The following is a 14,288-nucleotide window of genomic DNA, read 5'->3' as shown; positions in this document are numbered from 1 at the left end:
ACTCCCAGCCTCCCAGCCATTCACGGCTCAAACCGATACCCCGCCCCATACACCGAGCGCACCCACTCTTCGCCACCGACGTCGGCGAGCTTGCGGCGCAGGTTCTTGACGTGGCTGTCCACGGTGCGGTCGGTGACGATGCGGTGGTCGGCATACAGCCGGTCCATCAGCTGTTCGCGCGAATACACCCGGCCCGGGGCGGTGGCCAGGGTGCGCAGCAGGCGGAACTCCACCTGGGTCAGGTCCAGGTCGCGGCCATGCACGCTGGCGCGGCAGGCGTCTTCGTCGATGCGCAGGCCCGGCGCTGCGGCGTCGTTGGGATCGTGGCGATGGCGGCGCAGCACCGCCTGTACCCGCGCCACCACCTCGCGCGGACTGAACGGCTTGCAGATGTAGTCGTCGGCGCCGATCTCCAGGCCGAGCAGGCGGTCGATCTCCTCCACGCGCGCGGTGACCATGATCACCGGCACCGCGCTTTCCTTGCGCAGGTCGCGGCAGATTTCCAGGCCGTCGCGGTTGGGCAGCATCAGGTCCAGCAGCACCAGGTCCGGCTTCTGCGCGCGGAACGCGCCCAGCGCCTGCGCGCCATCGGCGATCCAGTCGTGCGAATAGCCGGCCGCATGCAGGTACTCGCGCATCACCGCGGCCAGGCGCGGTTCGTCTTCGACGATCAGGATGTGGCCGATCGGATCCAGGCCGTTCATGCCGGCAGCGCCGGCAGGCGCAGCACCACGCGCAGGCCGCCGAGCGCGGAGGCCTCGGCGTTGATCGAGCCGCCGTGCGCCTCGGCGATGTTGCGGCAGATCGCCAGGCCCAGGCCGCTGCCGCCGCTGGCGCGGTTGCGTGAAGCCTCGGTGCGGTAGAAGCGTTCGAACAGGCGCTCGCGCTTGTCCGCGTCCACGCCCGGTGTGCTGTCCTCGACCACCAGTTCCAGCACCGTGTCGCGACGCACGCAGCTTACCTGCACCGTGCCGCCGGCATCGGTGTAGCGCAGCGTGTTCTCCAGCAGGTTGCCGAGCAGTTGCTGCAGCCGGCGCTCGTCGCCGTCCACCTGCAGCGGGCCGGCGTCGATCTGCACCTGCAGCTGCAACGGCGCGGCGGCGAAGCGCGCCTGCACGCCGGCCAGCACCGTGGCCAGGATCAGCGCCAGATCGACCGGCGCGCGCCGGTAGGCGAGCGCGCCGACGTCGGTCAGCGAGACGTCGTACAGGTCTTCGATCAGCTTGCCGAGCTGGCCGACCTGCTGGTGCAGCGAGCCCAGCGAGGCCGGGGTCATCGGCCGGATGCCGTCCTGCAGCGCTTCCAGTTCGGCGCGCAGCACCGCCAGCGGCGTGCGCAGCTCGTGCGAGATGTCGGCCATGAACTCGCGGCGTGCGCGTTCGTTGTGTTCCAGCGCCTGCGCCAGCAGGTTGAAGTCGCGCGCCAGCTGGCCGAATTCGTCGCGCGCGCCGGTGTCGATGCGGGTGGCGTAATCGCCGGCAGCCAGGCGATGGGTGGCGCCGGTGAGGCCGCGCATGCGCCGCAGCAAGGCGCGCGACAGCAGCCAGCCGAGCAGCGCGGCGACCAGCAGCGAGGCGCTGCCGATCGTCCACCACGCGCGTTGCTGCGCCTGATAGAAGCGCGCGTCCTCGGCCGCCAGCACCTTCTGGAACGGCAGCATCGCCATCCAGCCGACGGTGCGGCCGTCGACCACGATCGGGCGCAGGATGTCGTCGCGGCCGACATCGGGATTGCCGATCACCGAGCGGTAGTTCTGGTCGAGCACGGCGAAGCGGAAGACCGCGCCGGTCTGGTCGGACACCGGCGGCGGCAGGCGCGGCAGGCCGGGGCCGTGCTCCGGGCGCATCAGCACGAACCAGGCATCGGGATTGTCGCGCACGAAGTCCCAGTTGCCATGCCGCGCGTACTCGGCCCTGACCCGCGGCAAGGTCTCCAGCATGCGCTCCACGCCCTGTTCGTTGAGGTAATCCAGGAACTGGCGCTTGAGGAAGACCTGCACGGCCATGCCATTGACCAGCAGCACCGCCACGCACGCGGCGAGGATGGCGAGGAACAGCTTGGCGGTGATGCCCAGTTTCATCGGAGAGGCAATGCGGGACGCGGCGACGGGGGGTGTTGCGTATTAGCCGCGTCGCCGCAGGGGAAATCAAGCGAATCCGCGCCGCTGCCGGCAATCTCCAAATTTGCTGCACATTCGCGCCGTAGCGTGGCCACATTCGGATAAACCGTGAGTTCGCCGCATGCTGCCCGTCGTCGCCCGTCGCTTCCCCGTCTCGTCCTCGCGCTGGTTGCTGGCCGCGGCCATCGCCGCGGCAGTGGCCGCGTGTTCCTCCAAGCAGCCGCCGCAGATGCCGCAGGCGCAGGTCGGCGTGCAGACGGTGAAGGCGCAGCGACTGGCGCTGGACCAGACCCTGTCCGGCCGCACCGTGGCCTACATGACCTCGGACGTGCGCCCGCAGGTCGGCGGCATCCTGCGCAAGCGCCTGTTCACCGAGGGCCAGGACGTCAAGGCCGGGCAGGTGCTGTACGAGATCGATCCGGCCAGCTACCAGGCGGCGTACGACACCGCCAAGGGCGACCTGGCCCAGGCCGAGGCGGCGGTGCTGTCGGCCAGGCCGAAGGCGCAGCGCTACCAGACCCTGGTCGCGCTGGACGCGGTCAGCAAGCAGGACGGCGACGACGCGGTGGCCACGCTGCGCTCAAACGAGGCGGCGGTGGTCGCGGCCAAGGCCTCGCTGCAGACCGCGCGGATCAATCTCGACTACACCCGCATTACCGCGCCGATCGACGGCCGCATCGGCACCTCCAGCTACACGCCGGGCGCGCTGGTCAGCGCCGGCCAGAGCGACGTGCTGGCCACCATCAACCAGCTCGATCCGATGTACGTGGACGTGACCCAGTCCAGCGCGCAACTGCTGCAGCTGCGCCGCCAACTCGACGCCGGCCAGCTCAAGGCGGTGGACGGCAAGGCCGAAGTGAAGCTGCAGCTGGAGGACGGCAGCACCTACGCGCGCAGCGGCACGCTTGAAGTGGTGGATGCCGCGGTCGATACCGCCACCGGCACGGTCAAGCTGCGTGCGGTGGTGCCCAATCCCGATCGTCTGTTGCTGCCGGGCATGTACGTCAAGGCGGTGCTGTCGATGGCGGTGGACGAGCAGGCCATCCTGGTGGCGCAGCAGGCGATCAGCCGCAACAGCAAGGGCGAGGCGGTGGCCCTGGTGGTCGGCAGCGACAACAAGGTCGCGCAGCGCGTGCTGACCACCGGCGATGCGATCGGCGACAAGTGGGTGGTGCGCGACGGGCTGAAGGCCGGCGACAAGGTCATCGTGCAGGGCCTGCAGAAGGTCGCGGTCGGCGACCAGGTCAAGGCGGTGGAAGTGACCTCGGCCGCCGCGACCGCCACGCCCCCCGCGGCCACCCAAGGCGCCGCGGCGGCGCCGAAGGCCGACTGAGGAACCGCCATGGCCCGTTTCTTCATCGACCGTCCCATCTTCGCCTGGGTCATCGCGATCGTCATCACCCTGGCCGGCGCGATCTCGATCCTATCGCTGCCGCTGGAACAGTATCCGGACATCGCTCCGCCTTCGATCACCGTCAGCGCCACCTACACCGGCGCCTCCGCCGAGACCGTGCAGAACTCGGTGACGCAGATCCTCGAGCAGCAGATGACCGGCCTGGACAACCTGCTGTACATGTCCTCCAGCAGCAGCTCCGCCGGCAGCGCCTCGATCACCCTGACCTTCGATTCCGGCACCGATCCGGACACCGCGCAGGTGCAGGTGCAGAACAAGGTCTCGCAAGGCGAGTCGATGCTGCCCGAGGCGGTGCAGAGCAATGGCGTGACCGTCACCAAGTCCGCCGGCAGCAGCATGTTCATGGTGCTGGCCTTCACCTCCGAAGACGGCAGCATGGACAGCACCGACATCGGCGACTACATGGTGTCCACGCTGCAGGACCCGATCAGCCGGCTCAACGGCATCGGCGGGGTCAACGTGTTCGGCTCCGAATATTCGATGCGGGTGTGGCTGGATCCGGAAAAGCTGCGCACCTATGCGCTGATGCCCTCGGACGTGAGCAATGCGATCTCGGCGCAGAACGCCGACGTCTCCTCCGGCGCGCTGGGCGCGCTGCCGGCGGCGCAGGGCCAGCAGCTCAACGCCACGGTCACCTCGCGCAGCAAGCTCAAGACCCCGGCGCAGTTCGAGGCGATCGTGCTGAAGTCGCAGGCCGGTGGCGCCACCGTGTACCTGCGCGACGTGGCGCGGGTCGAACTGGGCTCCAAATCGTATTCGTCCAGTTCCAAGTACAACGGCAAGGCCGCCTCCGGCATGGGCCTGCAGCTGGCCACCGGCGCCAACGCGCTGGACGCGGCCAAGGCGGTGGAAGCCAAGCTGGAGCAGCTCAAGCCGTATTTCCCCGCCGGCCTAAAATACGAAGTCGCCTACGACACCACGCCGTTCGTGCGCATCTCCATCGAGGAAGTGGTCAAGACCCTGCTCGAGGCGATCGTGCTGGTGGTGCTGGTGATGTACCTGTTCCTGCAGAACTGGCGCGCCACGCTGGTGCCGGTGATCGCGGTGCCGGTGGTGCTGCTGGGCACCTTCGGCGTGCTGGCCTTGCTCGGCTATTCGATCAACACGCTGACCATGTTCGCGATGGTGCTGGCGATCGGCCTGCTGGTGGACGATGCGATCGTGGTGGTGGAGAACGTCGAGCGCTTGATGAGCGAGGAGGGCATGTCGCCGCGGCAGGCGACCTACACCTCGATGGGCCAGATCACCGGCGCGCTGGTCGGCATCGCCCTGGTGCTGACCGCGGTGTTCCTGCCGATGGCGTTCTTCGGCGGCGCCACCGGCGAGATCTACCGCCAGTTCTCGGTGACCATCGCCGCGGCGATGCTGCTGTCGCTGCTGGTGGCGCTGACCCTGAGTCCGGCGCTGTGCGCCAGCCTGCTCAAGCCGATCGAGCAGGGCGGCCACGTGTCACGCAAGGGCCTGCTCGGGCGCTTCTTCACCTGGTTCAACGACCGCTTCGACCGCGGTGCCGATGGCTACGGTCGCGGCGTGGGCAAGCTGATCGGCCACCGCAAGCTCGGCGGGCTGGTCTATCTGGTGCTGCTCGCGGTGATGGCGCTGCTGTTCTGGCGCCTGCCCAGCTCGTTCTTGCCCGAAGAAGATCAGGGCATGCTGATGGTGATGTTCACCACGCCGGCCGGCGCCACCCAGCAGCGCACCCAGCAGTCGATCGATCAGGCCACCGGCTTCATCCTCAAGCAGCCGGAAGTGGCGGGGGTGATGACCATCTCCGGCTTCAGCTTCGCCGGCAGCAGCCAGAACTCGGGCATGGGCTTCATCAAGCTCAAGGATTGGGCCGAGCGCGATGCCTCCGCGCAGGAAATCGCCAACCGCATCACCGGCGCGATGATGGGCGCGCTGCCCGACGCGCAGGTGTTCGCGTTGTCGCCGCCGGCGATCAACGGCCTGGGCACCAGTTCCGGCTTCACCCTGGAACTGCAGGACGTGGCCGGCAAGGGCCACGACGCGCTGGTCGCCGCACGCCAGCAATTGTTGCAGCTGGCCAACGCCGACAAGGGCATGACCGCGGTGCGCTTCAACGGCCTGGAAGACGCGCCGACCTACCGCGTGCAGATCGACGACGCCAAGGCCGGCGCGCTCGGCCTGGACGCGTCGGACATCAACACCACGCTGGCCACGGTGATGGGCGGCAGCTACGTCAACGATTTCCTCAACAACAACCGGGTCAAGCGCGTCTACGTGCAGGGCGAGGCGAGCGCGCGCATGCTGCCCAGCGACATCGGCCGTTGGTACGTGCGCAACAGCAGCGAGGCGATGGTGCCGTTCTCGGCCTTCTCCAGCAGCGCGTGGGCGTATGCGCCGCAGGTGCTGAACCGCTTCAACGGGGTCGAGTCGATGGAGATCACCGGCAGCGCCGCCAGCGGCATCAGTTCCGGCGACGCGATGAACGGCATCGCCGGGCTGGTCGGCAAGGTGGGCAAGGATGTCGGCTACGCCTGGTCGGGCATGTCCTACCAGGAGCAGGCCTCCGGCGCGCAGACCTGGATGCTGTACGCGGTGTCGCTGGTGTTCGTGTTCCTGTGCCTGGCGGCGCTGTACGAGAGCTGGTCGATCCCGATCTCGGTGATGCTGGCGGTGCCGGTGGGCATCGTCGGCGCGCTGCTGGCGACGTGGCTGCGCGGGTTGTCCAACGACATCTACTTCCAGGTCGGCCTGCTGGCGACGATGGGCCTGGCGGCCAAGAACGGCATCCTGATCGTCGAGTTCGCCAAGGAGCTGGAAGAGAAGGGCCAGCCGCTGATCGAAGCCACGCTGCATGCCGCGCGCATGCGTCTGCGGCCGATCCTGATGACCTCGCTGGCGTTCATGCTCGGCGTGTTGCCGATGGTGATCAGCAGCGGCGCCGGTTCGGGCGGGCGCCATTCGCTGGGCACCGGCGTGCTCGGCGGCACCCTGATCTCGACCATGCTCGGCATCTTCTTCGTACCGCTGTTCTACGTGATCGTGCGCAGTCTGTTCCCCGGCAAGCGGGCCGAACCGGAACCGCTGCGCAGCGAGGAGGCAACGCCGTGATCCGAGTGTCCCTGATCCGTACCGCGCTGGCCCTGGCCTGCGCCGGTGTCCTCGCCGGCTGCGCCAGCATGGCGCCGAGCTACGCCCGTCCCGACGCGCCGGTGCCGGCCACCTTCGCCGACAGCGGCACCGGTAGCGGCGATGCCGCCGATGTGGCCACGCTGGACTGGCGCCAGGTGTTCCTGGACCCGCGCCTGCAGCAGGTGATCGCGCAGGCGCTGGACAACAACCGCGACCTGCGCGTGGCCGTGCTCAACATCGACAAGGCGCGCGCGCAGTACCGCATCCAGCGCGCCGACCTGTACCCGTCGGTGGACCTCAGCGGCAGCCAGAGCGCATCGCGCAGCAGCGCATCCACCAGCAGCAGCGGACGCTCCGAAGTGGGGCGTACGTACTCGGCCGACGTCGGCATCAGCAGCTGGGAACTGGACCTGTTCGGGCGCATCCGCAGCCTCAAGAACGAGGCGCTGGAAACCTACCTGGCTACCGCGCAGACCCAGCGCAGCACGCGCATGAGCCTGGTCGCCGAGGTCGCCGCCGACTGGCTGACCGTGGCCGCCGACCAGCAGCGGCTGGCGCTGGCGCAGCAGACCCTGGACAGCCAGCGGCAGACCCTGAAGCTCACCGAGGCGCGGCATCAGGAAGGCATCGCCTCCGGGCTGGATCTGGCGCAGGTGCAGACCAGCGTGGAGAGCGCGCGTGCCGACGTGGCCACCTACACCACGCAGCTGGCCACCTCGCGCAATGCGCTGGACCTGGTGGTCGGCGCGCCGGTGACGGCGGACACGTTGCCGCAGGCGACCGCACTGGAAAGCGGCGTGGCGCTGGCGCCGCTGCCGTCGCCGCTGCCGTCGCGCGTGCTGCTGCAGCGCCCGGATGTGTTGTACGCCGAGCACACGCTGAAATCGGCCAACGCCGACATCGGCGCGGCGCGTGCGGCGTTCTTCCCGACCATCTCGCTGACCGCTTCCACCGGGCGCAGCAGCACCGCGCTGTCCAGCCTGTTCGACGCCGGCAACCGCACCTGGTCGTTCGTGCCCAGCATCAGCGTACCGATCTTCCGTGCCGGCGCGCTCAAGGCCGAGTTGGACGAATCCAAGATCACCCGCGACGTCAATGTCGCCGAGTACGAGCAGGCCATCCAGACCGCCTTCAGCGAAGTGGCCGATGCGCTGGCCACGCGTGCGCAGCTGGACGAACGCATGGATGCGCAGCGTGCCCTGGTGGATGTCACCCAGCGCAGCTACACCCTGGCCGACGCACGCTATCGCAACGGCGTGGACAGCTACCTGGACGCCCTGGACTCGCAGCGCTCGCTGTATTCCGCGCAGCAGGACCTGATCACCCTGCGCCTGACCGAAGCCAGCAACCGCGTCACCCTGTACAAGGTGCTCGGCGGCGGTGCCGACGCGCAGAGCGGCATGCCTGTGGCGGAGGCGGGGCGTTAGCGCCTCCCCGATGCCTGTAGGAGCGGCTTCAGCCGCGACAGGCGTTACCGGTAGTGCCTGTCGCGGCTGAAGCCGCTCCTACAAAAAGCGGCATTCGGATCGAAACTGCACCGAGCCTGCAGGCCCGGTGCAGCCGCTTTTGCCAATCCCAAATCCCCAATCCCCAATCCCGGCCCCTCACCGCGCCGCGTTGGCGTTCATCGTCGCGTTGCGGCTGGCGTCCAGGTATTGCGCCGGATCGCGCATGCCGGTGGTGTGGCACTGGCCGGTGGTGTGGCCACGGTTGACCCCGCCCGGCAGCTGCGCGTTGACCTGCTCGACCACGCCGTCCTCCGGGTCGTCCAGCACCAGGTCCGACGCCGCGTTGCAGTAGTCGTTGGTGTACCAGTTGGTCTTGGCGAAGGAGGTGGTGTAGTAGTTGACCAGCGCCCGCGCCGAGGTCGGGATGCCGGCCAGCCAGGCCTTGGCGCCGTCGTAGGTCAGGTCGCTGTTGCTGCCGCAGCCCACGCCGAACCACGATCCCACCGTGGCCAGGATGCCGGACAGGTTGGTGCCCTGGTACGGCGTGCCCACCGACTGCATGACGCGCCCGCCGCTGGCATTGTCCAGCCCGCTCCAGTAGTAGCTGTACAGGTGCAGCGCGGCCATGCCGCCCTGGCTGTGCGCCACCGTGCCGAACGAATTCCACTGGCTGCCGAACTGCCCCAGCAATTGCGCGAACTGGTCGTTGCTGCGGTTCTGGTTGGCGTCCAGGAAGGTCGAGGCGTTGCTGAACTGCGCCGCCGGCCACACCCCGCCGGAGCAATAGCCATGCACCAGCACCAGGCGCTTGCCGGTCGCCTGCGCTTGCGCATCGGTCGCCGCGCGCTGCAGCGTCGCCGGGCGCTCGCCCATGCGCATGCTGGCGTCGATCGCGCCGCCGCGCGCCACGCTGCTGCGGCGCAGCGCCGGCAGGGTCAGCGCCAGCGTGTCGCGGGTGGCCAGCGGCACGAAATGGTCCGGATCCTCGATACGCAGGTTGCGCAGCGTGAACGGCGCGCGCGCGCCGGCACGCACGATCCAGCGTTCGTCCACGCTCAGCGGCAGGCGTCCGTTCTGCGGCGCGAGCATGCCGCCGAGCCAGGCCACCGGCACCGCGCTGCCGTCCCGGCCGGTGCCCCACAGTTCGCCGAGCACGCGGTAATGCGCCGGCGCCTGGCCGCTGGCGCTGACCGGGATCGGCAGTGCCAGGCGGGTGCCGTCCTGTGCGCTGGCGCTCACCGCGTCGGCGGCGATGCGCAAGCTGGTGTCGAGCACCGGCAGCACGTGTTCGGAGGTGCGCACGAAGGCCTGGCCGGCCGCGTCCTCGCCGTGCACCACCACCTGCGCGAGATAGCTGCCTGGCGCCTTTGCCGGGAAATCGCCGGCATAGACGCCGTCGCCGGCGGCGCCGTCGCCATGGCGGCCGTCGTCGGCCATCGGCCACTGTGTCACCGTGCCGTCGGGCGCGGTGACGCGCAGCTGCGCATCGCGGATGTGCCCGGCAGTGGCGCCGAGCGTGGTGGCGCCGTGGCTGTCGCTGCCGCCGAGCATCGCGGTCAGGCCGATGCGTTGCCCGCTGTGCAGCTGCCGGCGGTCGCTGGGATAGGACGCCAGCTGGGTGCGCGCATCGCCTTCCATCAACAGGTAGCCGCGTTGCGCCGCGCTGCCGTCGGCGCGCAGGGTCAGCGTCCAGCTGCCGTTGGCGGCGCTGTCCACGCGGTACTCGCGCCCCGGCAGCGCGGTGTCGCCGCTGCCCAGGCGGGTGGCGACCGCGTTCGGCACGATGGCGGCGGCGCTGGCGCGCGCGTTCGCCGCGCCGGGCGCGTGCAACTGCGGTTGCCAGTCGTGCGTGCCGGACAGCAGCACGAAGCGCAGCTTGCCGTTTTCCACCGGCAGCGTCGCCTGCCATTGCGCCGCCTCGCCGCTGCGTGCGGAAGCGAATTCCACCGGCAGCAACGCGCTCTTGGACAGGATCGCGGCCTCGGCCGGCGCCGGCGCGCGCATCTGCGCGAATTCCTCGGGAGGACCGGCCAATTGTTTGGGAACCAGCTCGGCCGCATGCGCGAGCATGGGCGACAGCAGCAGCGTGGACAGCAGGGACAACGTCGGTAGCGTCGACATGGCGGCTCTCTCCTTGAACAGTGCGAAGCCGGACAGTGCGCCGATCGCGATTGCGATCGCACGCCTGCGCAGCGGATGCAGCGCCCCCTCGCCGCGACGTGACTGCGTTATACCCCGCCACGATGACAGTTCCACGATGCGCTGCAGCACCGCCGCGCGCGTTGCGTTGTGGTGCAGACGCGGCGGATGGTCTAGTGTCTGCGCTGGGGCGGCACCACGGTGCCGGCGGGGATGCTGGAACAGTCAGGGGGATGTCCGGATGCTGCGCAATGCACTGCATTTGTCTATTTTTTGCGCCGCGCTGGCGCCCGTCGCGGGCCTGGCGCAAGCGCCTGCGCCGACCCGCAGCGCGTTCGCCTTCTGCAGCGTGACCGACACCGGCGGGGTGCCGGCCAAGGTCTGGGCCTCGCCGGTCGTCGAAGTGTCCTATCAAGACGACGCCACCGGCTGGCTGCGACGCAGCAACGAGCTGGCCAGCGATTTCCTGCAGCATGTGGGCAGCCTGGGCGGGGCCGGAACCAAGGAATGCGCGCTCGGTCCCGGGCGCGAGGAAGCGCTGGCGCAGCGCGAGCAGCAGCGCGCCATATGGAGCAAACGCCTGTTCCTGATGAAGGTGGGCAGCTGGCGCGACGTGGACTGGACGCCGCCGCCGTGGGATGCCACGGCCAAGGCGCCTGCGCAGACGATGCGCTATTTCTACTGCTACGCGACCCAGGTCGACATTCCCGATCGCAGCGACCTGGCGCGCACGGTCGCCAGCCAGGTCTTCGTCATGCCCACCGGCGCCGATCCGATGGCGGTCTACACGCAGAGTGCGGCGTACGCCGAGGAATTCAAGCAGACCGTGCGCGCGCACGGCCTGCCGGACGAAGGCACCACCTGCACCGCGTACGACACCCAGGGCGAAGCAGGCAAGGCCAGTCGCGACTATCGCAGGCTGTTCGGCGGGTTCAACACCAAGTTCACCGAAGTGGCGTGGATGCCGAGCGGGCGGACGCCCGCCGCGGTTGCTGCTTCGCCGACCTCGCCGTCCGCAACGCAGATCGTGGCCGCTGCGGCGGCGGCACCCAGAGCGCTGGGAGTGGGCATCGCGCCGGTCACCGCGGAAGTGGCGCAGGCCACCGGACTGCCTGCCGCGCGCGGCGCATGGATCGTGAAGGTGATCGATGGCAGCGTCGCCATGCAAGCCGGGATCAAACCGATGGACGTGTTGCTGGAGATCGACGGCCGGCCTGTCGGCGCCCCTCGGGACGTACCGCCCCTGGTGGCTGGGCTACGCGCAGGTATTCCGGTGCCGGCGCAGATATGGCGCGATCGCCGCATGCAGCAACTGAGCCTGCTGTTTGCAGACGGCACTGCCGCTGCGGTGCCCGCACAAGTGCCCGCAGCCGCTGCGGCAACGACGGAGTGAGTCGCGCTCGCCTGTAGCGTTGCGGGGGTGCTTTGCCGTCTGCGGCGTGTTCGTCGCATCAGCCCGCGATGCGCAGCGCGGTGCGGCAGGGCAGGCCTGCTCCCCGGGACCGGCGCATCAACCAGGCGCTGCGCGGCGATGCCCGCGAACGGGCATGCCGGGCACTCCTGCCGCTGCGATGCCCGGCGTGCACCACGCCGGGCATCGTCGGCTCCAATCGCTTGCTTACGCCGCCTGCGCCTGCTGCGCGCGCAGCTGCCGCGCCGCTGCCACCATCGCTTCCAGCGCGCTGCGCGTCTCCGGCCAGCCGCGGGTCTTCAATCCGCAATCGGGATTGACCCACAGCTGCTGCGGATCCAGCACCGCCCGCGCCTTGTCCAGCAGTTGCACCATCTCCTGCGTGTTGGGCACGCGTGGCGAGTGGATGTCGTACACGCCCGGGCCGATCGCGTTCGGATAGCGGAAGCGCACGAACGCGTCGAGCAGCTCCATCCGCGAGCGCGAGGTCTCGATCGAGATCACGTCCGCATCCATCGCCGCCACCGCCTCGATGATGTCGTTGAACTCCGAGTAGCACATGTGGGTATGGATCTGGGTGGCGTCGCGCACCCCGGCCGCGGCGATGCGGAAGCACTGCACCGCCCAGTCCAGGTACGCCTGCCAGTCGGCGCGGCGTAGCGGCAGGCCTTCGCGGATCGCCGGCTCGTCGATCTGGATCACGCCGATGCCGGCCGCCTCCAGGTCGCGGACCTCGTCGCGCAGCGCCAGTGCGATCTGCCGGCAGGTCTGCGCGCGTTCCTGGTCGTCGCGCACGAACGACCACTGCAGCACCGTCACCGGTCCGGTCAGCATGCCCTTCATCGGCCTGTCGGTCAGCGACTGCGCGTACTGGGTCCAGCGCAGCGTCATCGGCGCCGGCCGCTGCACGTCGCCGTAGATGATCGGCGGCTTCACGCAGCGCGAGCCGTAGCTCTGCACCCAGCCCTGCTTGGTGAAGGCGAAACCGTCGAGCTGCTCGCCGAAGTATTCGACCATGTCGTTGCGCTCGAACTCGCCGTGCACCAGCACGTCCAGCCCGATCTGCTCCTGCGTGCGCACGCAGCGCTCGGTCTCGGCGGCCAGGAACGCGTCGTACTCGGCATCGCCGAGCTTGCCGGCCTTGTGTTGCGCGCGCGCCTGCCGCACCTGTGCGGTCTGCGGGAACGAGCCGATGGTGGTGGTCGGGTAGGCCGGCAACCGCAATGCTGCCTGTTGCGCGTCGCGCCGCTGTGGATAGGGCGATTGCCGGCGGCCGGCATCCTCGCCCAGCGCCGCCACCCGGCGCGTGACCTCCGGCCGATGCACGCGCGCGGACGCGCGCCGCGCCTCCAGTGCTTCGCGCGCCGCGACCAGTTCGGCCTGCGCGTGCGGCAGCTCGTGCAGCGCGTCGGCCAGCGTGCGCAGTTCCTGCAGCTTCTGCCCGGCGAAGGCCAGCCAGGCGTACAGCTCGCGGTCCAGCGCCTTTTCCTGTTCCAGATCCACCGGCACGTGCAGCAGCGAGCACGACGGCGCCAGCCACAGGCGTTCGAGGCCGACATGCCCGGCCGCGTAGCGCGCCAGGGTCAATGCATTGTCCAGCGGCGTGCGCCACACGTTGCGGCCGTTGACCAGTCCGGCCGACAACACCCGGTCGGCCGGCAACGCCTGCAGCACCGCGTCCAGCTGCGCCACGCCGCGCACCAGGTCCACGTGCAGGCCGTCCACCGGCAGCGCCGCGGCCAGTTCCAGGTTGTCGCCCAGTTCGCCGAAGTACGTCGTCAGCAGCAGTTTCGGCCGCGGCGCCTGGGCCAGGAACGCATAGGCGCGGCGATAGGCGTCGCGCGCGGCCTCGTCCAGGTCCAGCACCAATGCCGGCTCGTCGATCTGCACCCAGTTGGCGCCGGCCGCGTCGAGCTGCTGCAGCAAGTCGGCGTAGACCGGCAGCAGGCTGTCCAGCAGCGCCCAGCGGTCGCTGCCGTCCACGGTCTTGGACAGCAGCAGGAAGGTCACCGGCCCGATCAGCACCGGGCGCGTGGTGATGCCCAGCGCCTTGGCTTCCAGGAACTCGGCCAGCGGCTTGTCGCCGCGCAGGCGGAAGTGCTGGCGTCGCGCCAGTTCCGGCACCAGGTAGTGGTAGTTGGTGTCGAACCACTTGGTCATTTCCAGCGCGTGCAGGTCCAGGCCGTCCTCCTGCGAGCCGCGCGCCATCGCGAAGTAGCCGGCCAGCGGATCGGCATCGGCCAGCGCGCGGTAGCGCTGCGGGATCGCATCGAACAGGAACGCGGTGTCGAGCATCGCGTCGTACAGGCTGAAGTCGTTGCTGGGCGGCAGATCCACCCCGGCTTCGACCTGCAGCCGCCAATGCCGCTGGCGCAGCTGCCGCGCCGTGTCTTGCAGGCTTGCCGCATCCGTTTCGCGGCGCCAGTAGCTTTCCAGCGCACGCTTGAGCTCGCGCCGCGCACCGATGCGCGGGAAGCCCAGGTTGGTCACGATCGTCATTTGCGTTTCCTCATTGCGTTCATGGGCATTGAGGAACGAAGGAACCGCGCGCCGTCCGCCCGTTCGCACGGGACGCCCGCCACGCCAGCGACCTTCGCCCCCGCGGGCGAACCGGCACCACGCGGGCAGGCGGAAGAGCGCGGCGCGGCGCAGGGCCACGGC

At 69.6% G+C, this 14,288-nt stretch carries 8 protein-coding genes; 4 read left to right on the top strand and 4 right to left on the bottom strand.

Annotation, left to right across the window (positions count from 1 at the left end; all coding sequences use genetic code 11):
- Positions 1-20: 20 nt before the first annotated feature.
- Both AB8810_RS22470 and baeS read right to left on the bottom strand, forming a co-directional pair.
- On the bottom strand, positions 21-704 hold the full coding sequence (locus AB8810_RS22470) for a response regulator (RefSeq protein WP_179569706.1): 684 nt from the start codon (positions 702-704) through the stop codon (positions 21-23).
- Positions 701-2,080: a sensor histidine kinase efflux regulator BaeS gene (gene baeS / locus AB8810_RS22465; protein WP_369914951.1), complete on the bottom strand. Its 1,380-nt coding sequence runs from the start codon at positions 2,078-2,080 to the stop codon at positions 701-703. The genes AB8810_RS22470 and baeS overlap by 4 nt, the downstream gene beginning before the upstream one ends.
- Positions 2,081-2,240: 160 nt before the next feature.
- On the opposite strand from baeS, the gene AB8810_RS22460 reads away from it, so the two are divergent.
- The 3 genes from AB8810_RS22460 (at position 2,241) to AB8810_RS22450 (ending at position 8,056) form a co-directional block, all read left to right on the top strand.
- Positions 2,241-3,452, top strand: a complete 1,212-nt coding sequence (locus AB8810_RS22460; protein ID WP_369914950.1) for an efflux RND transporter periplasmic adaptor subunit — start codon at positions 2,241-2,243, stop codon at positions 3,450-3,452.
- Between the two features lie 9 nt (positions 3,453-3,461).
- Complete coding sequence (locus AB8810_RS22455; protein WP_206230798.1) at positions 3,462-6,608, top strand: efflux RND transporter permease subunit; 3,147 nt, start codon at positions 3,462-3,464, stop codon at positions 6,606-6,608.
- Between the two features lie 68 nt (positions 6,609-6,676).
- Positions 6,677-8,056 (top strand): efflux transporter outer membrane subunit, encoded by a 1,380-nt coding sequence (locus tag AB8810_RS22450; RefSeq protein ID WP_369916707.1) that lies wholly within the window; start codon positions 6,677-6,679, stop codon positions 8,054-8,056.
- Positions 8,057-8,233: 177 nt separating this feature from the next.
- Here the strand turns inward: AB8810_RS22450 and AB8810_RS22445 are convergent, their stop codons facing one another.
- Complete coding sequence (locus AB8810_RS22445; protein WP_191826907.1) at positions 8,234-10,198, bottom strand: choice-of-anchor X domain-containing protein; 1,965 nt, start codon at positions 10,196-10,198, stop codon at positions 8,234-8,236.
- A gap of 259 nt (positions 10,199-10,457) precedes the next feature.
- On the opposite strand from AB8810_RS22445, the gene AB8810_RS22440 reads away from it, so the two are divergent.
- The gene (locus tag AB8810_RS22440) at positions 10,458-11,609 is read left to right on the top strand and encodes a S1C family serine protease (RefSeq protein ID WP_369914949.1); all 1,152 of its coding nucleotides are present in this window, start codon (positions 10,458-10,460) and stop codon (positions 11,607-11,609) included.
- A gap of 225 nt (positions 11,610-11,834) precedes the next feature.
- Here the strand turns inward: AB8810_RS22440 and metE are convergent, their stop codons facing one another.
- On the bottom strand, positions 11,835-14,126 hold the full coding sequence (gene metE / locus AB8810_RS22435; protein ID WP_369914947.1) for a 5-methyltetrahydropteroyltriglutamate--homocysteine S-methyltransferase: 2,292 nt from the start codon (positions 14,124-14,126) through the stop codon (positions 11,835-11,837).
- Positions 14,127-14,288 lie beyond the last annotated feature (162 nt).

This window comes from Xanthomonas sp. NCPPB 3005 (assembly GCF_041228095.2).
Classification (GTDB): domain Bacteria; phylum Pseudomonadota; class Gammaproteobacteria; order Xanthomonadales; family Xanthomonadaceae; genus Xanthomonas_A; species Xanthomonas_A bonasiae.
This window is presented reverse-complemented; position numbering and strand designations above follow the sequence as displayed.